Genomic DNA, 20,066 nt, shown 5'->3' with positions numbered 1-20,066 from the left:
ACGTCATGAACATCAAGAGTCTAGCCGGAAGCGTCGCGCTTCTGGGAGCCATGGCCTGCAGCGCCTCGGCGCAGGAGCCGATCCAGATCGGCATTCCCGTCGGCCTCAGCGGCGCCAACAGCGTCGTCGCGCCCTCCGTCGTCCAGTCGAGCGAGCTCGCCGTCGAGGAGATCAACGCGGCAGGCGGCATTCTCGGCCGGCAGGTCGAACTGGTCGTGGCCGATGACGGCAGCGGCGCCCAGGGCGCCCAGCGCGCTTTCGACTCGCTGGTCTTCCAGGACGACGTCGACGTTCTGATCTCAATGGAGACGAGCGCTGCCCGCAATGCCGGCCTGCCGATCGTCAACCGCGCCGGCAAGCCGTTCATCTACACATCCTTCTACGAGGGCCGGTCCTGCAGCCCCTGGATGTTCGTCGATGCCTGGGTGCCCGAGCAGCAGGTCAAGCCGATCGTCGACCACTTCGTCGACAACCTCAGCGCCAAGACCTTCTACCTGATCGGCAGCGACTACAATTTCGGCCGCGGAATGCTGGAATTCACCCGCGACTACATCACCGAGCGGGGTGGTGAGGTGCTCGGCGAGCAGTATCTGCCGATGGACGGCTCCGACTGGACCGCCATCATCAGCGATCTGAAGTCGAGCAATCCCGATGCGCTGATCACCTCGACGGCCGGTGGCGCGCCGAACGTCACCCTGACCAAGCAGCTGCGCAATTCGGGCGTCTCGATCCCCTACGGCAACCTCGCCGTCGACGAGGGCACCGCCAAGAACATGGGCGCCGACGCGGCCGGCATCTTCATCTCCCAGTCCTATCTGACCGGCATCGGCAGCGAGGAGAACAAGACCTTCCTGGCCGCCATGGAGAAGAAGTTCGGCAACGAGCTGAAGACCCCTAACGATCTGTCCGTGCCGCAGTACGAGGCGATCTATCTCTACAAGGCCGCCGCCGAGAAGGCCGGCTCGGTCGAGCCCCAGGCGATCGTCGACGCCCTGCCGGAGGTCTCCTTCACCGGCCCGCGTGGTGCGATCCAGATGAACAAGCAGCACCATACGCCGCTGACCATGTATCTCGGCCAGGTCACCGATGCCGGCGGCGTCGAGGTCATCAAGACCTTCGACAATGTCGATCCCGGCGAGCAGTGCCCGAACCTCTGAGCCGACCACCCAGACCATGAGAGATGGCCGGTGGGCGATGTCCGCCGGCCATCTCCACCCGACAGGCACAGGCCGCTGGAGACCGGATGGCGACGCTCTTTCTCGATATTCTGACGACCTCGTCGATGCTGTTCATCGTGGCCGCCGGGCTCATGATCATCCTCGGCGTGATGAAACTGATCAATTTCGCCCACGGCGCCTTCCTGACCGTCGGCGGCTACGCCGCGCATGTGGTGACCGATGCCGGCTTCAGTCCATGGCTGACCATTCCGGCCGCCGCCATCGTCGGCTTCCTGCTCGGCGTCGTGGTGGAGCGCCTGATCGTGCGGCCGCTCTATTCGCGCCCGCTTGACGCGATCCTCGCCACCTGGGGGCTGGGCATCGTCATCGCGCAGGTCATCGTCTTCATCTTCGGCCGCGAGGTGCAGTTCGCCGCCAGCCCGATCTCCGGCACGACCGATATCCTCGCCACGACCTATTCATCCTGGCGGCTGATCCTTGTCGCCGTCGCCGTGATCATCGGCGGGCTTCTGACCGCGCTTCTGTATCTCACCCGCTTCGGCCTTCACGCCCGGGCCGTGATCATGAACGAGAACCTTGCCCGCGGCCTCGGCATCGACAGCGTCCGGGTGCGCGCGATGACCTTCGGCCTCGGTGCCGCGCTGGCCTGCGCCGCCGGCGCGCTGATCACGCCGCTGCTCTCGGTCGACCCGAACATGGGTCTGCCCTGGCTGGTCAATTCCTTCATGCTGGTGCTGGTCTCCGGGGTCGCGATCCCCGGGCTGGTGCTCGCCTCGCTGTTCCTCGGCGGCGCTCAGGTGCTGGTCAGCACCTTCGTCAGCCCGATCCTCGGCGGTATCACCATTGTCGTCCTCGCCGCAGTCATCCTGCGTATCAAACCCCAAGGACTGTCCCGTGGCTGACAACATTCCGAACGCGTCGCAGCGCTCGTCGCGCCAGATCTGGACGACGCTCGCCGGGGCCGCAGTCGCACTTGTCATCGTGGCGACCGCACCGCTCTATCTCGACACCTACATGACCAACGTCCTGATCCGGGCGCTCTTCCTCGGCGTCCTGGCGCTGACGGTGGATCTCGTCTGGGGCTATACGGGCGTCCTGACCTTCGGCCAGTCGGCCTTCTTCGGCATCGGCGCCTATGCCTGCGCACTGGTCGCCACCCATTGGGGCTTCGGTCCGGGCTGGTTCGCGCTCGCGCTGGTCATCGGCATCGTCGCCGCGGCGGTGACCGCCTGGCTGGTGGGGCTGCTGTCCTTCTATCATGGCGCCTCGCCGCTCTATTCCTCGATCATGACGCTGGCACTGCCGATCGTGCTCGTCCAGATCATCTTCGCGGGCGGCCGGTTCACCGGCTCGAGCAGCGGCCTGTCGGGCTTCCCGACCTATTACTGGTCGATCGACACCTGGTTCGTGATCGCCGGCATCCTGCTGGTGGCGGTCGCCACCGTCGCCTGGCTCTTCGTGCGCTCCGACTACGGCCGCATCCTCGTGGCGATCCGCGAGAACGAGGACCGCTGCGCCTATCTCGGCATCCCGGTCTCGCGCATCAAGATCGGCCTGTTCGTCGCATGCGGCGCGATCGGCGCGGTCGCCGGCTTCGGCTATGCCGCCTTCACCAACGTCGTGGCGCCCGAACTCGGCGGCTTCCTTCTCGGCACGGAATCGCTGATCTGGGTGGCGCTCGGCGGACGCGGCACGCTGCTCGGTCCGATCCTCGGTGCCATCGGCATCGACGTGACGTCCTCGTATCTGTCCGGCAGCCTGCCGTTCCTGTGGAAGTTCATCGTCGGCGTCGTCTTCGTGCTGGTCATCATTCTCCTGCCGAACGGCTTCGCCTCGCTGGTCACCGGTGCCTGGCGCCGGTATCGCGCGCGCTCCAACCCCGAAGGCGAGGGCCATCACGCCACCGGCGTGCGTCTGGTCGCGGCCGAGGGAACCGGCGTGCGGCCCACGGCAACGTCCGTTGCGCCGATCCGCATCGCGGCCCTGACGTGTCGCTATGGCAGCCTCACCGTCCTCGACGGCATCGAGGTGGAAGCGCGCGAAGGGCAGCTTCTGCGCATCGTCGGCCCGAATGGCGCCGGCAAGACGACGCTGATGCGCTGCATCAGCAACGGCACCGAGCGCACCAGCGGCGAGGTGACCGTCGCTGGCACCGAGATCGGTCGCCGCTCGCCCCAGAAGATCGTCGGGCTCGGCGTCGGTCGCAGCTTCCAGAACACCAGCCTGTTCGACAGCCTGACGGTGGGTGACTGCCTGCGGCTGGCCCGCTACCGCATCGACGGCGCCTCTGCCTTCGTACGGCGGCAGAGGGTGACGCTGCCGGAGCCGGCGCTGGAGATCCTGCGGGCAACCGGGCTCGACCAGCAGCTGGGCCTTGAGACCCGCTATCTGTCCCACGGCATGAAGCGTGGTCTGGAACTCGCCATGGTGCTGGCCACCGAGCCGCGCGTCCTGCTGCTCGACGAGCCGACCGCCGGGCTGACCAAGTCCGAGCGCACCGCCATCGGCCACGTCCTGACCCGCCTTGTCGAGGAATACGGGCTCTGCGTCTTCCTGATCGAGCACGATCTCGACTTCGTCCGGGAAATCTCCAACCGGATCGTCGTCCTCCACCAGGGCAAGCTCCTGCTCGACGGCAGCGTCGAGGAGGTCGTCTCGTCCGATCTCGTCAAGGCGGTCTATGCCGGCCACAATCTGGAGACCGCCGCATGAGCGCAGCACAGAACCTCACGCCCCGCGAGAACTGGCTTGCCGTCGAGAATGTCAGCAGCGGCTACGGCGCGGCAACCGTGGTGCGCGACGTCAGCTTCGGCATCGCCCCCGGTGAGATCCTGGTGATCCTCGGCAAGAACGGCATGGGCAAGTCGACCCTGCTCAAGACCATCATGGGCTATGTGCGGGCGTCGCGTGGCACCATTCGCCTCGGCGGGGAGGAGATCACCAACCGTCCGCCGCACCTGATCGCGCGCCAGTCGGTGGCCTATACGCCGCAGGAATTCGCGATCTTCCAAGACCTGACCGTGGAGGAAAACCTCCGCCTCGGCGTGGAAAGCGACAGGCTGCTCGCCGAGCGGATGGGCGACGTGGAAGCAGCCTTCCCGGTCATCGCCCGGCGCTTTCGCCAGCGCGCCGGCACGCTGAGCGGCGGCGAACAGAAGATGCTGCTATTGTCGCGCGGCCTCGTCGCCCGGCCGAAGATCATGCTCATCGACGAGATCTCCGAAGGCTTGCAGCCCTCCATGGTCACCAAGATGGCTGAGGTGCTGCGGCAGACCAAGGAGAAGAACGGCGTCGCCGTGCTCCTGGTCGAGCAGAACTTGCCCTTCGCCCTGTCGGTCGCCGACCGCTACGCGATCCTCAAGATCGGCGAGATCGTCGAGCAGGGGGATGCGGCCCACGCCGACACCGCCGCGACGCTCGAACAGCATCTGCGGATCTAGCGGCAAGCCAGACGGGAGCTGCGTCACTGCCATGGAAGCCAACACCTTCTCCATCGTTGCGCGATGCGCGCGGACCGGCGAACTGGGCGTCGCGGTGGCCTCTGCGGTCCCGGCCGTCGGGTCGATGTGCCCCTATGTGAGGCCGGGCCTCGGCGCGGTGACGACCCAGTCCTGGGTCAATCCCTATCTCGCCTCGGCCATTCTCGACGCGCTCGGGGAAGGGGCGGGCGCCGAAGCCGCGCTCGCGGCAGCCATGGCGGCCGATCCGGAAGCGCATCTCAGGCAGGTCGGCGTCGTCGACGCGGCCGGCGGCTCCGCGTCCTGGACCGGAGACGCCTGCACGCCTGCCCATGCCGCGGCCACCGGCACGGATTATGCCGCGCAGGGCAACATGCTGACCAGCCCCGAAGTCATCGTCGCCATGGAAGTTAGCTTCCGGGAAACGGCGGACGAGCCGCTCGGCGAACGACTGATGCGCTGCCTCGAAGCTGCTCAGGCAGCCGGCGGCGACAAGCGCGGCAAGCAGTCGGCAGCGTTGCTGGTCTATGCCGGCGAAGCCTATGCGCGGCTCGACCTGCGCGTCGATGAGGATGCCGATCCGGTGGCGCGGCTACGCCGGACCTTCGAGATCGCCAAGCTCCAGCTCCTGCCCTTTGTCGACGGCATGCCGCGGCGCGAACGGCCGAGCGCCTTCCCGCAGGAGGTGATGGACCTCCTGCTCAAATCACCGCCGGACCGTCCGGGCGGCGGCGGCGGCCGCGAGCCGTGACCGGAACGAGGAGAGAGCCGATGCAGGACGAACGCATGATCGATCCCGAGACGCTGATCCGCGCCGATCGGGTGGCGGAAGTCCGGACGGCTTACACCGCGATCGCCGAACAGATCGCCGCGCTGCGCCGTCTCGATCTGGGCGAGACCCACCCGGCCATCGTGTTCCGGCCCCTGCGCCGCGGGGAGAACGCCTGATGGACATCGACACCGCCTTCGATGCGCCGATCGGCGAGGTGGCAAGGGCAATTCGTGACGCGAAGCTGTCACCGGTGGCTCTCGTCGGGGCCTGCCTCGATCGGATCTCCGCCCGCGACGGCACGCTCCAGTCCTTCGTCCATCTGGCCGGCGACGCGCTGGAGCAGGCGAAGTCGGCGGAACTGGCCGTGCGCGACGGTCGGGCACTGGGCCCGCTCCACGGCATCCCGATCGCGGTCAAGGACAATTACCTGACGGCCGACATGCCGACGACGGCCGGTACGGCTGCCGAGATCGCCTTTCCGAAGGAGGACGGCGCCGCCATCACCCGGCTGCGCAAGGCCGGGGCGATCCTCATCGGCAAGACGCGGATGCACGAATTCGCCTGGGGCATGGAGACCCCGCCGGCCCGCAACCCCCATGACGAGGGGCGGGTACCGGGCGGATCGAGCGGCGGGTCGGGGGCTGCCGTTGCCGCCGGGTTCTGCCTCGCCGCGACCGGCTCCGATACCGGCGGTTCCATCCGCATCCCGGCCAGTCTCTGCGGAACGGTGGGCTTCAAGCCGACCTTCGGTCGGATCGGCCGCTCCGGCATCGTGCCGCACAGCTGGTCGCTGGACCATGCCGGCCCGCTCACCCGCAACGTCGCCGATGCGGCGCTGCTCGTCGACGTGATGTCGGGGCACGATCCAGACGACGCGGCATCGGCGAACGAGCCGCCCACCGATCTGGCGTCGCTCGCGGCCGCGCCGCCCAAGGGGCTGCGCATCGGCGTCTGCCGCAACCATTTCTTCGAGGCTCTGGACAGCGAAGTCGCAGCCGCGGTTGAGGCGACGATCGAGCGCCTGGCCGCTGCCGGCGCACAGATCGTCGAATTCGAGGTGCCGGAACTCGCCTGTGGCCTCGGCGCGATCTTCGCCATCGAACTGTCGTCCTCGACCGCCTACCATCTCCCGCATCTGACCTCCGGCGCCATCGACGACTACAGCGAGGACGTCAGGCTGCTGGTCGAGATGGGTCGGCTGGTGACGGGCTCCGACTACCTCCAGGCGGAACGCTACCGCCGGCTCCTGGCCGGCAAGTTCCAGACGGTGTTTGATCGGGTCGACGTGGTGGTCGGCCCGACCATGCCGATCACCGCCTGGGAGATCGGCCAGCGCGAGGTGGTGCTGGATGGCCGGCGCGAGAGCGTGCTGGAGACCTCCTGGCGCTTCACCTATCCGTGGAACCTGCTCGGCCTGCCGGCAATCAGCCTGCCCTGCGGGACCGACAGTGGCGGGTTGCCCATCGGCTTCCAGATCGCCGGCGCGGCCTTAGACGAGGCGAGCGTCGTGCGAGCTGCTGCGGCGGTCGAACGGACGCTCGAGGCCTGACCGGAAACATCCTGACCATGCCGCGTGGGCCTTACTCGGCGAGCGTTGCTTTCAACCACTCGACGAAGCGTTGCACCTTGCGGCGATTGAGGTGCTGGTGGGGGCAGACCAGCCAGAGCGAGCGTTGTGTCACGCGCGTTTCGTGCCGCATGGGGCGAACCAGCCGGCCGTCCGCGATCTCGCGCTGGGCGGTGAGGTCCGATTCCAGCGCCAGCCCGATACCGGCGACCGCCATGTCGATCGACATGTGCGCCCGGTCGAAGAGGGCGCGTTGCAGGCCCTTGGGCGGCGCCTCGCCCTGGGCATCGAACCAGTGCGACCATTGCACGACGTTCTTGACCGAATGCAGCAGCCGGAAGCGGGCCAGATCGGCGATTTCGAGCGAGCCGGCCGACGCACAGCCCGGCGCGCACAGGACCGACATTTCCTCGTCCCGCAGACACTCGGTGTAGAGGCCCGGCCAGCCGCCCGAGCCGTGGCGGATCTCCAGGTCGATCGCCTCGCGGCTGTAGTCGGGCGGCTCGTTCGTGGCGTCGACATGCAGTTCGATGTCGGGGTTCGCCGTGATGAAGCCCGGCAGGCGCGGCAGCACCCAGGTGTTGGCGAAGGTCGGCGCGATGCGCACGTTCAGCACCGTGTAGGAATGGCGCTCGCGCATCTGTTCGGTGACGCTCGCGACGCGCTCGACCTCGTGCCGGATCAGGTCGAAGTAGCGTTCGCCCGCTTCCGTCAGGATGACGCCACGGCCGGTCCGCGAGAACAGGCGCATGCCGAAATAGGCTTCCAGAAGCTGGATCTGCTGGCTGATCGCCGAGGGCGTGACGCCGATGCTGTCGCTCGCCTCGACCATGCTGCCGGCGCGGGCGGTGGCGTGAAAGGCGAGAATGGCACGGAACGGGATCGGCATCGGATTTAGATATTCTAATCAATGCGCCGGCGAAAGTCGTTTGCCTCGTCTCTTCTTCGGCCAGTATTCCAGACGTCAGGCCATCGTGCGTCCGGGAGGATGGACGCGCGATCGGATCGGGCGAAGGCCCGCCGCCGATCGGGGAGACACGCATCAGGCCGGGGAGGGAGGCCCTGCACCGATGCGAAACGAGCGCCCACGCCGGGACGCCGGCGGGAGACGTCGGCGCCCAGCAATCGGCGGCGGTCGCTCCGCGTGGGCATCGCCGGATCCCGCATCACCGATCCAGCGGAACTGTCCGGGCCGTTTGAGCATCATTTTCTAGGGAGACCCTTCGCCATGAACCTCTACACAAAGCTTCTCGCACGTCAGACTGCCGGCAAGTCCATTCGCGTCGGCCTGATCGGCGCGGGCAAGTTCGGATCGATGTTCCTGTCGCAGGTCCGGCACATTCCCGGCATGCATCTCTACGGCATCGCGGACTTGTCCGCCGACCGCGCGAAGGCGGCGCTGACCAACACCGGCTGGGACGCCGAGGCGGCGACGACGCACAGCTTCGAGGATGCGCTGGCTTCGGGCCGGACCTGCATCACCGAGGATGGCGAGGCGCTGATCCGCGCCGACGGCCTCGACGTGGTGATCGACGCGACCGGCCATCCGTCGGCCGGCATCCGGCACGCCTTGCTGGCGGCGGAGCACGGTCGCCACATGGTCATGGTGAATGTCGAGGCCGACGTTCTGGCCGGCGCCTATCTGGTCGAGGAGTTCGACCGCGCCGGGCTGGTCTATTCGATGGCCTATGGCGACCAGCCGGCGCTGGTCTGCGAGATGATCGACTGGGCCCGCACCTGCGGCTTCCGCGTCGTGGCGGCCGGCAAGGGCACCAAATACCTGCCGCAATACGCCGCCTCGACGCCGGACACGGTCTGGGACTATTACGGCCTGACGCCCGAGGAGGCGGCGAAGGGCGGCATGAACCCGCAGATGTTCAACTCGTTTCTGGACGGCACCAAATCGGCGCTCGAGATGGCGGCGATCTCCAACGCGTCGGGCCTCCTGGCGCCGCGCGACGGGCTGCTGTTTCCCCCCGTCGGCACCCATGACCTAGCCGAGATCCTGAAGCCGCGTTCTCACGGCGGCATTCTCGAACAGGCCGGCATGGTGGAGGTGATCTCCAGCCTGGAGCGTGACGGCCGGCACGTCTTCGGCGATCTGAGATGGGGCGTCTACATTACCTTCGAGGCGATGGAGGACGATGGCCGCGGCGCCGACTACGTCCGCCGCTGCTTCCGCGAATATCAGGTCGTCACCGACAGTTCCGGCCGCTATGCGACCCTGTTCCGGCCCTCCCATCTCATCGGGCTGGAGCTCGGCGTCAGCGTCGCCAACGCGGCGCTCCGCGGCGAGCCGACCGGCCGGACCAACGGGCTCGTCTCCGATGTCGTGGCCGTCGCCAAGAAGGCCCTGAAGCCCGGCGATGTGCTCGACGGCGAGGGCGGCTTCACCGTCTGGGGCCGGATCGCCCGCGCCGAGGATTCCCTGGCCATGGGCGGCCTGCCGATCGGCCTGGCGCACAACATGCCGCTGAAGCGCGCCGTCGCCGAGGGGCAGATGCTGAGCTGGGACGATGTCGAGGCGACCGAGAGCCAGGCCGTGACGATCCGCCGGACGATGGAGGATCGCGCCCGCACCCAACGCGCCGCCGCGGCCTGAGCCAACGAGACCCGGCGCGCATCTGCCCGGCAGCTGGCCGCGCCGGGGCGAATGACGTCAGACGGAGCGCCGCCGCAACATGCGGCGGCGTTCGCACGTGGCAACGAGGTCGTGCCGCTTCAGCTCCCGAGGAGGTGGCAGATCGAGAGCAGTAGGTCATCCCGCGACCTTCGGACGCCCGTCCGTTCGCGCAGAGCGAAAACATTACGTTTTTCGCATGTCATGTGGTTCTGTGTTTCGACGCATCGTCTTATCGCAGGGAAGACCGGAATGAAGCGCGCGTATGGCTGAGGCGAGGGACGGGCGTAAGGCCGCTGCTCCGAACGGGGCGCTGGTCCGGCGTCTGGCGCGGGTCGGGGCGATCGTCTGCGCGCTGACCGGGCTGGCGGTCGGCCTGCTCGCCTGGGGCATCGGCCGGCCCGACATCGCCGACTTGGCGTGGACGGCCGGCGTGATCCCGGTTCTGGTCATTCTCGTCGGCGAGATCGTCGTCAGCCTGCGGCAGGGCAATTTCGGCCTCGACATCGTCGCGGCACTGGCGATGCTTGCGGCGCTTCTTGTCGGCGAGACGCTGGCCGCCGCGGTGGTGGCGCTGATGTATGCCGGCGGCCAGGCGCTGGAGGCGTTTGCCGAAGGCCGCGCCGGCCGCGAGATGACCGCGCTGCTCGACCGCGTGCCAAAACATGCGACGCGCTATCGCGACGGCGCGCTGGAAACCGTGCCCATCGCCGCCATCGCGCCCGGCGACCGGCTGTTGATCCATCTCGGCGACGTGCTGCCGGTGGACGGAACCGTCTCCGGCGCGGCGCTGCTCGACCAGTCGGCGCTGACGGGAGAATCGCTGCCGGTCGCGCGCAGCGACGGCGAGGCCGCGATGAGCGGCGCCAGCAATGTCGGCGCCGCCTTCGATCTCGTGGCGGGCGAATCGGCGGCGCGCAGCACCTATGCCGGCATCGTGCGCATGGTGGAGGAGGCGGCGCGGGCCAAGGCTCCGATGGCCCGGCTCGCCGATCGCTACGCGCTGGGCTTCATGGCGGTGACCATCGCCCTCTCGCTCGGCGCGTGGTGGCTGTCGGGCGACGCGGTGCGCGCCGTCGCGGTCCTCGTCGTGGCGACACCCTGTCCGCTGATCCTGGCGGTCCCTGTCGCCATCGTCGCCGGCATGTCCCGTGCGGCCGGAAGAGGCGTCCTGGTCAAGGGCGGCGGCGCGCTGGAAACCCTCGGCCGGATCGACACGCTCGTCGTCGACAAGACCGGCACGCTGACCCACGGCATTGCCAAGGTCACCCGGATCGTCGCTTCCAAGGGCTGGGATGAGGCGGAAATCCTGCGTCTGGCCGCAAGCCTCGACCAGTTGTCGCAGCATGCGATCGCACGGGCGCTGGTCGCCGAGGCGCATCGCCGGGACCTCGCCCTCGTCATGCCGCAGGACGGGCGCGAAGTGGCGGGCGAGGGCGTGGAAGGCACGATCGATGGCCGCGCCATGCGTGTCGGCGGACGCCATCACGTCGCGTCGGCGATGGCGCCGGACGAACTTGCGGCGCTCGATGCGGCGGTGCCGGCTGGCGCGCTGATCGTCGCGCTGGTGGTGGAGGGCCGGCTCGCCGGTCTCATCCTTATGCAGGACGGCCTGCGCGACGGTGTCGGTGCGACGCTCGCCCGGATGCGGTCCCTCGGCGTCGGCCGGATCGTCCTGGCCACGGGGGACCGCCGCGATGTCGCGCTGGCCGTGACGGGGGACCTCGGCCTCGACGCCGTCGCCGCCGACCTCGTGCCGCAGGACAAGATCGCGCTGGTCGGCCGCGAAAAGGCCGGCGGCTCGGTGATGATGGTCGGCGACGGGATCAACGACGCGCCGGCGCTGGTTGCGGCCGATCTCGGCGTGGCGATGGGCGTCGAGGGCGCCGCCGCCTCGGCGGAGGCGGCCGACATCATCCTCCTGCGCGACGATCTGGACGGGCTGGCCGACGCCATGGCGATCGCCCGCCGCTCGCGCCGCATCGCGCTGCAGAGCGTCGTCGTCGGGCTGGGACTGTCGGGTCTCGGCATGCTCGCCGCCGCCGCGGGCTATCTGCCGCCCGTGCAGGGGGCACTCCTGCAGGAGGTGATCGACGTCGCCGTCATCCTCAACGCCCTGCGCGCCCTGCGCCCGGGCTGACCGGCGACGGATCCGCCATGCGGTCGTGCAGCCGCAGGCCGCGGATCTACAGCGGCTGATCCCGGAAAGGCTGGCCGGCTTTCGGGGTCGATATCTGTCTGGAAATAGATGGTGGGCGCGACAGGGATTGAACCTGTGACCCCCTCGGTGTGAACGAGGTGCTCTCCCGCTGAGCTACGCGCCCCAGCCGGCGCGGCGAGCCGCGTCGGGGACGCCGCGATATAGTGCCGCTTCGTGGCCCGCGTCAACCGCCATTCACGGCTTCGTTCGCGTTGCCTCGCCCGCATTGGCGACGAGCCGTTCCACGAGGCCGATATCGAGGCTGGCATAATCCTCGATGATGACGCTGGCGCGGGCTCTTGCCGCCGCGTCCGGCGCATAGCCGAAATCCACCAGCACCGAGGGCACGCCCGCGGCCACCGCGGTGTCGATGTCGGTCACCGTGTCGCCGACCATCACCGACAGGTCGGACCGCCCGCCGGCCAGCGCGATCGTCTCGCGGAGATGCAGCGGGTCGGGCTTGCGCCGGGCAAACGTGTCGGCGCCGCAGATCGCGGCGAAGCGATCGGCGACGGCCAGCGCGTTCAGGAGCAGGCCGGCAAGCCGCTCGTATTTGTTGGTGCAGACCGCCAGCCGCATGCCGGCGGCTTCCAGCCGGTCCATCGATTCGAGGACGCCGGGAAACAGTCGCGACTGGTCGGCGATATGGTCCTGGTAATAGGCGATGAAGCGCGTCACCTGATCGCGCATCTCGGCGTCGTCGAGGTCGCGGCCGTCGCGGCGATAGGCCTCGCGCAGCATCACCTGGGCACCATGGCCGGCATGCGGGCGCACGACGTCGAGCGGCATCGGCGCCATGCCCCTGGCGGCGAGGCAATGATTGAGGCTCGCGGCGAGGTCGGGGGCGGTGTCGACGAGCGTGCCGTCGAGGTCGAAGACGGCGATGCCGGTCATGATCTGTCCTTGCGGGTGACGGGAACCGGCGCTGGCGCCGCGGATCGGCGTTTGCTTCGCAATCCGCGTCCGCAAGGTCAAGCCTGGCAGGGAACTGGCCGGGGCGTGACATCGACAGTCCCGGCCGGACCGTCTAGACGCTTCGAAGGCGCAAGCGGAGGATTGAACGCCCATGACGGATTCGGCGACACTGAAGACCATGGCCGGTGAGGCTGCGCTGGCCCATGTCGAGGACGGCATGCGCCTCGGGATCGGCACCGGCTCGACCGCCGAAGCCTTCGTGCGGGTGCTCGCCGAGCGCGTCCGCGACGGCATGAAGATCGTCGGCGTGACGACCTCCAACCGCACCGAGGCTTTGTGCGCCGAACTGGGCGTGCCGACCGAGACGCTGGAGACCGTGCCCGAGCTCGATCTCACCATCGACGGCGCCGACGAGGTCGACGCTTCGCTGCGGCTGATCAAGGGCGGGGGCGGGGCGCTCCTGCGCGAGAAGATCGTCGCGGCCGCGTCAGAGCGCTTCCTGGTGATCGCAGACGCCTCCAAGAAGGTCGAGACGCTGGGCGCCTTTCCGCTGCCGATCGAGATCAACGGCTTCGGCATGATCGCCACCTATCTGGCCATCCGCAAGGCGGCGGCCGGGCTCGGCCTGGAAGGCGACATGATCCTGCGGCGCAGCGGCGACGAGCCCTTCATCACTGACAACGGCCACCTGATTCTCGACGCATCTTTTGGCCGCATTGGCGATCCAGAAGCCCTCTCGCAGGCATTGTTCGCGGTGCCTGGCGTCGTCGAGCACGGCCTGTTCCTCGGCATGGCGAACACCGTGATCCTGGCCGGGGACGACGGGCTGGAAACGCTCGAAGCCTGAGCATGGCGGGCGCTTCGCGCCGTGCCTGCGACCGGCTTCCCCTTGCCAGCATGCTGCCAGTTCCAATACTCAAGCGCCGAACGCGTCCGACCAGCGTCGGAGCGAACCGAACGGAGACAGACGTTCATGATGTTTAGTCGAGTGACACGCCAGGGCCGCATCGCAGCCGCCGCAGCGCTGCTTTTGGTGCTGCCGGCCAACGCCATCGCCCAGGAATACACCGAATCCCATCTCGCCGCGGCCCGCGACACGATCGAGGCCATCGACGCGACGGACCAGTTCGACAATATCCTGATGAATGCGGCGACGCAGACCAAGTCGGAGCTGATCCCGAACAATCCCGACATGGAAGAGAAGATCTCCGCCATGGTCGACGACCGGGCGCTGGCGCTCGCGTCGCGCCGGGCGGCGCTGGAGAACGAGGTCGCCCGCGTCTACGCCAAGCTGTTCACCGAGGAAGAGCTGCGCGCCATCGCCGATTTCTACCAGTCCGAGCCCGGCAAGAAGCTTCTGGCGCAGGGCCCGACGGCCACCCGCGAGATGATGGCGGCGGCGCAGGTCTGGAGCAACGGCATCGTCCGTGATCTGCGCGAAAGCGCCTTCCAGGGCATGAACGAGCTCTACGGCACGGCCGGCGACGCGCCGTTGAACGGCGAAGCCCAGGCGCCGATCGAGCCGATGACGCCGGCAGACGCCGCGCAGTAAAGATGCGGCAGCACTGAAGGCGGGTTCGGCCGGAGCGGCCGTCCGTCATCGTGCCGATATGACGTCCGTCGATCCTGCGGCGCTCGCCGCACGCTTTGGCGACAGACGACGATGCGCCGCAAGCGCGACCGTTTCGACGGCGGTCCGGATGACGGCGGCGACAGCAGCGGGAGCGCCAGCGTGAGCGGCAACAGCTACGACTACGACCTCTTCGTCATCGGCGGCGGTTCGGGCGGCGTACGCGCCGCACGGCGCGCGGCCATGCTCGGCAAGCGGGTCGCCATCGCCGAGGAATACCGCTTCGGCGGCACCTGCGTGATCCGCGGCTGCGTGCCCAAGAAGCTCTTCGTCTACGCGTCGCAATTCTCCGAGGCGCATGAGGATGCGGCCGGCTATGGCTGGTCCTTCGGCGAACGCTCCTTCGACTGGCCGACCCTGATGGCCAACAAGGATCGCGAGATCGAACGGCTGGAAAACCTCTATGCGGCCAATGTCGCCAGGACCGGGGCAGAGATCTTCAACAGCCGCGCCGTGCTCGAGGGCCAGCACGAGATCCGGCTTCTGGCCGACGATCGCGTCGTCACCGCCGACCAGATCCTCATTGCCGTGGGCGGCCGGCCGAACCCGCATCCGGGCCTGCCCGGCGCCGAGCATTGCATCACCTCCGAGGAAGCCTTCCATCTGACGGAGCTGCCGAAGTCGATCCTGATCCTCGGCGGCGGCTACATCGCGGTCGAATTCGCCAACATCTTCCACGGGCTCGATGTCGAGACGACGCTGGTCTATCGCGGCAAGGAAATCCTCAACGGCTTCGACGACGATCTGCGCCACGAACTGCACCAGGCGATGGTCGACAAGGGGCTCAACGTCATCTGCCAGGATACCCTTGTGGAGGTGAAGCAGCTCGACGACGGCCGCATGGAGGCGCGCTGCGACAGCGGCGAGGTGCGCGTGGTGGACCAGGTGATGCTGGCCATCGGGCGCAAGGCGAACACCGAGAATCTCGGCTGCGAGGCGGCCGGCATCGAGCTCGATTCCCGCGGCGGCATCGTCGTCGACGATTATTCGCGCACCAGTGTCGACAACATCTGGGCCCTGGGCGACGTCACCCATCGGGTGCAGCTGACCCCGGTGGCGATCCACGAGGCGATGTGCTTCGTCGAGACGGCGTTCCGCAACAATCCGACGAAGCCGGACTATACGACGATCCCGACGGCGGTGTTCTCGCAGCCCGAGATCGGCACGGTCGGGATCACCGAGGCCGAGGCCTGCAAGACCTATGACGAGATCGAGATCTACCGGACCTCGTTCCGGCCGATGAAGAACACGCTGTCGGGCCGCAGCGGCAAGATGATGATGAAGCTGATCGTCGACGCGGCGTCCCGCAAGGTCGTCGGTGCCCACGTTCTCGGCGCCGATGCCGGCGAACTCAGCCAGGCGCTCGGCATCGCGCTGAAGGCGGGCGTGACCAAGGACCAGTTCGACGCGACCATGGCGGTGCATCCGACGGCCGCCGAGGAACTGGTGACCATGTACGAGCCGAGCTACCGGGTCCGCGGCGGCGAGAAGATCACCGGCTGAGGCGAAACCCTCAGGCCGGCGACGGGGGCCGGACCGGCTCGACGCCGGTCAGGAGGTAGTCGGTCACGACCGGCCAGAGGCTCGCCTGCATGTCGCGCCGGAAGAAGCCGTTGTGTCCGATCGGGCCGCCGGCGTCGCGTGGCGAGAGCCAGATCTCCGACAGCTCGGCATTTTCGAAGCGCTGAAGCAGGGCCCCGACGGCGGCCGGCGTGCCCCATTGATCGTCCTCGATCCCCACCGACAGCAAGGGCAGCCGGACATCGGCGAAGCGGGCGGCTTCCGGAACGGCCGGATCGCCGAAGAAGAAGTCGCGCCGGCGGCACCAGCGCGCCCAGTCGCGAAAGACCGGGCCGGCCAGCGCCGTGCCGAAGCCGATCGAACCGGGAATGCGACCGGTTAGCCGCGACATCGGCACGCCGAGAAGGTTCATCCGGGCGAACACCGACAGGGGCTCGCGGGTGCGCCCGTACCAGCCGTTGAGCGAGGCGACCATCACATAGCGGTCGAACCGCGCCGAGAGGCCGCTGAGGCCGATGGCGAGCCCGCCGAAGGAATGGCCGATGCCGACGACCGGCCCTTCACCTGCGGCCGCTTCCAGCGCGGCGAGGGCAGCCGGAAAATCCTGCGTGCCCCAATGCTGCATCCGGTATGCGCCGGCGCCCCGATCACGGGCGGAAGCCCCGATGCCGCGATAATCATAGGTGAGAACGGCGCGGGCGCCCTGGTCGACCAGATGCTGTGCGAAGCCGCGATAGAAGCGGCGCTCGACGGCCGCAGCCGCCGAGATCAGCACGGCCGGCCCGTCGCCGGCCGGTTCGGCGCGAAACAGCGTCGCCGGCAGCGTCACGCCATCGGCCGTCTTCAGGGTGAGGTCGCGCCCAGCAACGGGGCGGGCGGAGGCGGGAGCAGTCGCGGCGATATCCATGCCGCCAATGTGTCCAGTCTTCCGTTTACGTCAACGTTTAAATCGCGACGGGGCATACCGCACCGTCGGTCACACCGCCGCGACGAGGGGGCCGCCGCTCTTGATCTGCGCGCCCATTCCGTTAGAGCCGCGCCATGGATATTCACGACGATCACCCGGACCTGCCGCGGCTGGCCGCCGAGGGGCGGGTCGTCGCCTATTTCGGCTATGGCTCGCTGGTCAACCGGCGGACGCTGCGCACGAAGTTTCTCGGCATTCGCCGTGCCAGCGTGGCCGGCTGGCAGCGCTTCTGGCTGCCGCGCGACGCTGCCGCCGAGATGGCGCTCCTGTCGGTCAAGCCGAACGACACCCATGCCATCGACGGCGTCGTCGTCTACGATCTCGCCGACCATCTGCCGTCGGTGGACGAGCGCGAGGCCGGCTATGCCCGGCGGATCGTCGATCTCTCCAAGCTCACGGTAGACGGACCGCCTGTCGCCGACATTCCGATCTATATCTACGAGGCGCATCGCGGCGCGGCCGATGCCGGCGACTTGCAGGCCGCGATCCTGCAGAGCTATCTCGATGCGGTGATGCAGGGGTTCCGGACCCTTTACGGCGACGACGGCCTGCGCCGTTTCGTCGACGAGACGGAAGGCTTCGAGACCCGGGTGCTGCGGGATCGCGCCGCGCCGCGCTACCCGCGTCCGGTGACGCTGGAGCCCGGGGAACCCGAGCTCTTCGACCGGCTGGTCGCGGCGCGCGGGGCACGGCTGATCGATCCGGATCCGGCCATCTGACGCCGCGGAACCCGAGAAGGATGACAATTTCAGCCGGACATGCTTAAACGCGGCCCCGGCCGGAGCGGATGGTCAGATCGTGACGTCCACGGCCGCAATTTCGCAAAGCGAACAACGAGAAGAACGGCCGGCGCGCACCGGTCAGGAGTGATGTGATGGCGAAGGACTGGACCCCGTCGAGCTGGCGCAACATGCCGATCGAGCAGGTACCGGACTATCCGGATCCGGCGGCGCTCGCCGACACCGAGAAGCGTCTGGCGACCTATCCGCCGCTCGTTTTTGCGGGTGAGGCGCGCAAGCTGACCCGTTCGCTGGCCGAAGTCGCAGAAGGCCGCGGATTCCTGCTGCAGGGCGGCGACTGCGCCGAGAGCTTCGCCGAGCATGGCGCGGACAACATCCGCGACTTCTTCCGCGCCTTCCTGCAGATGGCCGTCGTCCTGACCTTCGCGGCTTCGCAGCCGGTGGTGAAGGTCGGCCGCATCGCCGGTCAGTTCGCCAAGCCGCGCTCGTCCAACAACGAGACCCGCGACGGCAAGACGCTGCCGTCCTATCGCGGCGACATCATCAACGGCATCGAGTTCGACGAGGCCTCGCGCATTCCGAACCCGGAGCGCCAGGAGATGGCCTACCGGCAGTCGGCGGCGACGCTGAACCTGCTGCGCGCTTTCGCCCAGGGTGGCTACGCCAATCTCGACAACGTCCATCAGTGGATGCTCGGCTTCGTTGGGGGCAGCCCCGAGGCGGAGCGCTATCGGGCGCTGGCCGACCGCATCTCCGAGACCATGAACTTCATGCGGGCGATCGGCATCGACGCGGAGAGCCATCCCTCGCTGCGCGAAACGGATTTCTTCACCAGCCACGAGGCGCTGCTGCTCGGCTATGAAGAGGCCATGACCCGGGTCGATTCGACCTCCGGCGACTGGTACGCGACCTCGGGCCACATGATCTGGATCGGCGATCGCACCCGCCAGGAAGACCATGCCCATGTCGAGTTCTGCCGCGGCATCAAGAACCCGATCGGCCTCAAATGCGGCCCGTCCATGGAGCCGGATGCGCTGCTGCGCCTGATCGACAGGCTGAACCCGGACAACAAGGCCGGCCGGCTGACGCTGATCACCCGCTTCGGCCACGAGAAGGTCGAGGCGCATCTGCCCAAGCTCGTCCGCGCGGTCGAGCGGGAAGGGCGCAAGGTCGTGTGGTCCTGCGATCCGATGCATGGCAACACGATCACGCTGAACGACTACAAGACCCGGCCCTTCGACCGGATCCTGTCGGAGGTGCAGACCTTCTTCGACGTCCACCGGGCGGAAGGCACCCATGCCGGCGGTATCCATATCGAGATGACCGGCAAGGACGTGACCGAGTGCACCGGCGGTGCGCGGCCGGTCTTGGCCGAGGATCTGTCGGATCGCTACCACACCCATTGCGATCCGCGCCTCAACGCCAACCAGGCGCTGGAACTGGCCTTCCTCGTCGCCGAGCTGGTCAAGAAGGACCATGCCGAGGACGCGGCCCGCAAGGTCGCCGCCGGCTGAGGCTCATGCCACTTCGCGCTGTCGGCAACGGCCGGCGCACAGGATAAGATGGGAACCGGGCGCAGCGATGCGCCCGGTTTTCGTTTGAGGGGTGGACGGTCTGTCGGGATATGCGGGCCTGCCGCCGCGCCCGTGACGGGTTAGGCTGGGAGGCACGAACGGAGTTCCCGCCATGTCCGCGATGCCGACGCTCTTCCTCTCCCACGGCGCGCCCGATACCGCCGTCGCCGATACGCAGGCCGCCGCCTTCCTGCGGAGGCTCGCCGCCGACCTGCCGGTGCCGCGCGCGATCCTCGTCGCCAGCGCCCATTTCGAGCGTGACGGCCGCGTCGGCGTCACGAGCGATGCGGCGCCGGAGACGATCCACGATTTCGGCAATTTCGACCCGCGGCTGTTCCAGATGCGCTATCCGGCGCCGGGCGATCCCGAACTGGCGCAGCGGATCGTCTCCCTTCTTGCGGAGGCGGGGTTCGATGCGGAAGCCGTCGCCGGGCGTGGCTTCGACCACGGCACCTGGGTGCCGCTCCTGCTGGCGTATCCGGGCGCCGACATTCCGGTCGTGCAGGTGTCGGTCGATCCGACGCGCGATGCCGCCTATCATCTGGACCTCGGCGGGGCGCTGTCGGATCTGCGGGGCGAGGGCGTGCTGGTGATCGGCTCGGGGTCCTTCACCCACAATCTGCCGGAAGCGTTCGACCGGATCAGGCAGGGCATCCGGGTCGATGCGACGCCCGACTGGGTGACGCAATTCGTCGACTGGATGGGCGACCGGCTCGTTGCCGGCGACCGGGCGGCCCTGGCCGACTACCGCCGACGGGCGCCGTTTGCCGAGAAGAACCATCCGACCGACGAGCATCTCATGCCGCTGCATGTCGCACTCGGGGCGGCAGGGTCGGGCGCCAAAGGCGAATGGCTGCATGCCAGCCGGGATTTCGGCGTCCTGTCCATGGACGCCTTCGCGTTCCGCTGACGGCGGACATGGGA

Annotated in this window: 18 protein-coding genes and 1 tRNA gene; 15 read left to right on the top strand and 4 right to left on the bottom strand. The window is 68.2% G+C overall.

Going from position 1 to position 20,066, the window contains the following annotated elements:
* Positions 1–5: 5 nt before the first annotated feature.
* From ACEQX1_RS00880 to ACEQX1_RS00850, 7 genes are all read left to right on the top strand, one after another.
* Positions 6–1,157: a substrate-binding protein gene (locus tag ACEQX1_RS00880; RefSeq protein WP_370195584.1), complete on the top strand. Its 1,152-nt coding sequence runs from the start codon at positions 6–8 to the stop codon at positions 1,155–1,157.
* An 86-nt stretch (positions 1,158–1,243) separates the two neighbouring features.
* On the top strand, positions 1,244–2,080 hold the full coding sequence (locus tag ACEQX1_RS00875) for a branched-chain amino acid ABC transporter permease (RefSeq protein WP_370195583.1): 837 nt from the start codon (positions 1,244–1,246) through the stop codon (positions 2,078–2,080).
* Positions 2,073–3,890, top strand: coding sequence for an ATP-binding cassette domain-containing protein (locus ACEQX1_RS00870; protein WP_370196418.1), 1,818 nt, complete (start codon positions 2,073–2,075; stop codon positions 3,888–3,890). Before ACEQX1_RS00875 ends, ACEQX1_RS00870 begins: the two co-directional genes overlap by 8 nt.
* Positions 3,887–4,618 (top strand): ABC transporter ATP-binding protein, encoded by a 732-nt coding sequence (locus tag ACEQX1_RS00865; RefSeq protein ID WP_024350980.1) that lies wholly within the window; start codon positions 3,887–3,889, stop codon positions 4,616–4,618. The genes ACEQX1_RS00870 and ACEQX1_RS00865 overlap by 4 nt, the downstream gene beginning before the upstream one ends.
* A gap of 31 nt (positions 4,619–4,649) precedes the next feature.
* A complete protein-coding gene (locus tag ACEQX1_RS00860; protein WP_370195581.1) occupies positions 4,650–5,387 on the top strand; it encodes a DUF1028 domain-containing protein in 738 nt (245 codons plus the stop codon).
* A gap of 20 nt (positions 5,388–5,407) precedes the next feature.
* Positions 5,408–5,584 carry a hypothetical protein gene (locus ACEQX1_RS00855; RefSeq protein ID WP_370196417.1) on the top strand — a complete coding sequence of 59 codons (177 nt, stop codon included), beginning with the start codon at positions 5,408–5,410 and terminating at the stop codon, positions 5,582–5,584.
* A complete protein-coding gene (locus tag ACEQX1_RS00850; protein WP_370195579.1) occupies positions 5,584–6,957 on the top strand; it encodes an amidase in 1,374 nt (457 codons plus the stop codon). Before ACEQX1_RS00855 ends, ACEQX1_RS00850 begins: the two co-directional genes overlap by 1 nt.
* Before the next feature lie 31 nt (positions 6,958–6,988).
* Here the strand turns inward: ACEQX1_RS00850 and ACEQX1_RS00845 are convergent, their stop codons facing one another.
* Entirely contained in the window at positions 6,989–7,864 is an 876-nt protein-coding gene (locus tag ACEQX1_RS00845; protein ID WP_370195578.1) for a LysR substrate-binding domain-containing protein, read from the bottom strand.
* 339 nt (positions 7,865–8,203) lie between these two features.
* Here ACEQX1_RS00845 and ACEQX1_RS00840 point away from each other — a divergent pair, with 339 nt between their 5' ends.
* Both ACEQX1_RS00840 and ACEQX1_RS00835 read left to right on the top strand, forming a co-directional pair.
* Entirely contained in the window at positions 8,204–9,577 is a 1,374-nt protein-coding gene (locus ACEQX1_RS00840; RefSeq protein ID WP_370195577.1) for an NAD(P)H-dependent oxidoreductase, read from the top strand.
* Between the two features lie 283 nt (positions 9,578–9,860).
* Positions 9,861–11,735 carry a heavy metal translocating P-type ATPase gene (locus tag ACEQX1_RS00835; RefSeq protein ID WP_370195576.1) on the top strand — a complete coding sequence of 625 codons (1,875 nt, stop codon included), beginning with the start codon at positions 9,861–9,863 and terminating at the stop codon, positions 11,733–11,735.
* Between the two features lie 109 nt (positions 11,736–11,844).
* On the opposite strand, the gene ACEQX1_RS00830 is transcribed toward ACEQX1_RS00835, so the two are convergent.
* Together ACEQX1_RS00830 and gph are read right to left on the bottom strand one after the other, a co-directional pair.
* Positions 11,845–11,919: transfer RNA gene (locus ACEQX1_RS00830), tRNA-Val, on the bottom strand.
* Between the two features lie 71 nt (positions 11,920–11,990).
* Positions 11,991–12,689, bottom strand: a complete 699-nt coding sequence (gph, locus tag ACEQX1_RS00825; RefSeq protein ID WP_370195575.1) for a phosphoglycolate phosphatase — start codon at positions 12,687–12,689, stop codon at positions 11,991–11,993.
* 172 nt (positions 12,690–12,861) lie between these two features.
* On the opposite strand from gph, the gene rpiA reads away from it, so the two are divergent.
* The 3 genes from rpiA (at position 12,862) to gor (ending at position 15,843) form a co-directional block, all read left to right on the top strand.
* Positions 12,862–13,557, top strand: a complete 696-nt coding sequence (gene rpiA / locus ACEQX1_RS00820; protein ID WP_187391699.1) for a ribose-5-phosphate isomerase RpiA — start codon at positions 12,862–12,864, stop codon at positions 13,555–13,557.
* A gap of 126 nt (positions 13,558–13,683) precedes the next feature.
* A complete protein-coding gene (locus ACEQX1_RS00815; RefSeq protein WP_228240917.1) occupies positions 13,684–14,262 on the top strand; it encodes a DUF2059 domain-containing protein in 579 nt (192 codons plus the stop codon).
* A gap of 180 nt (positions 14,263–14,442) precedes the next feature.
* Positions 14,443–15,843 carry a glutathione-disulfide reductase gene (gene gor, locus ACEQX1_RS00810; RefSeq protein WP_370195574.1) on the top strand — a complete coding sequence of 467 codons (1,401 nt, stop codon included), beginning with the start codon at positions 14,443–14,445 and terminating at the stop codon, positions 15,841–15,843.
* Positions 15,844–15,853: 10 nt separating this feature from the next.
* On the opposite strand, the gene ACEQX1_RS00805 is transcribed toward gor, so the two are convergent.
* A complete protein-coding gene (locus ACEQX1_RS00805) occupies positions 15,854–16,768 on the bottom strand; it encodes an alpha/beta fold hydrolase (RefSeq protein WP_370196416.1) in 915 nt (304 codons plus the stop codon).
* A 134-nt stretch (positions 16,769–16,902) separates the two neighbouring features.
* Here ACEQX1_RS00805 and ACEQX1_RS00800 point away from each other — a divergent pair, with 134 nt between their 5' ends.
* From ACEQX1_RS00800 to ACEQX1_RS00790, 3 genes are all read left to right on the top strand, one after another.
* On the top strand, positions 16,903–17,547 hold the full coding sequence (locus ACEQX1_RS00800) for a gamma-glutamylcyclotransferase family protein (RefSeq protein ID WP_024351068.1): 645 nt from the start codon (positions 16,903–16,905) through the stop codon (positions 17,545–17,547).
* Positions 17,548–17,702: 155 nt separating this feature from the next.
* The gene (locus ACEQX1_RS00795; RefSeq protein ID WP_228240911.1) at positions 17,703–19,082 is read left to right on the top strand and encodes a class II 3-deoxy-7-phosphoheptulonate synthase; all 1,380 of its coding nucleotides are present in this window, start codon (positions 17,703–17,705) and stop codon (positions 19,080–19,082) included.
* Between the two features lie 172 nt (positions 19,083–19,254).
* Entirely contained in the window at positions 19,255–20,052 is a 798-nt protein-coding gene (locus tag ACEQX1_RS00790) for a dioxygenase (protein ID WP_370196415.1), read from the top strand.
* Positions 20,053–20,066: the final 14 nt, after the last annotated feature.

Origin of the sequence: Aurantimonas sp. (assembly GCF_964217435.1) — a bacterium.
In the GTDB taxonomy this organism is placed as follows: Bacteria; Pseudomonadota; Alphaproteobacteria; order Rhizobiales; family Rhizobiaceae; genus Aurantimonas; species Aurantimonas coralicida.
This window is presented reverse-complemented; position numbering and strand designations above follow the sequence as displayed.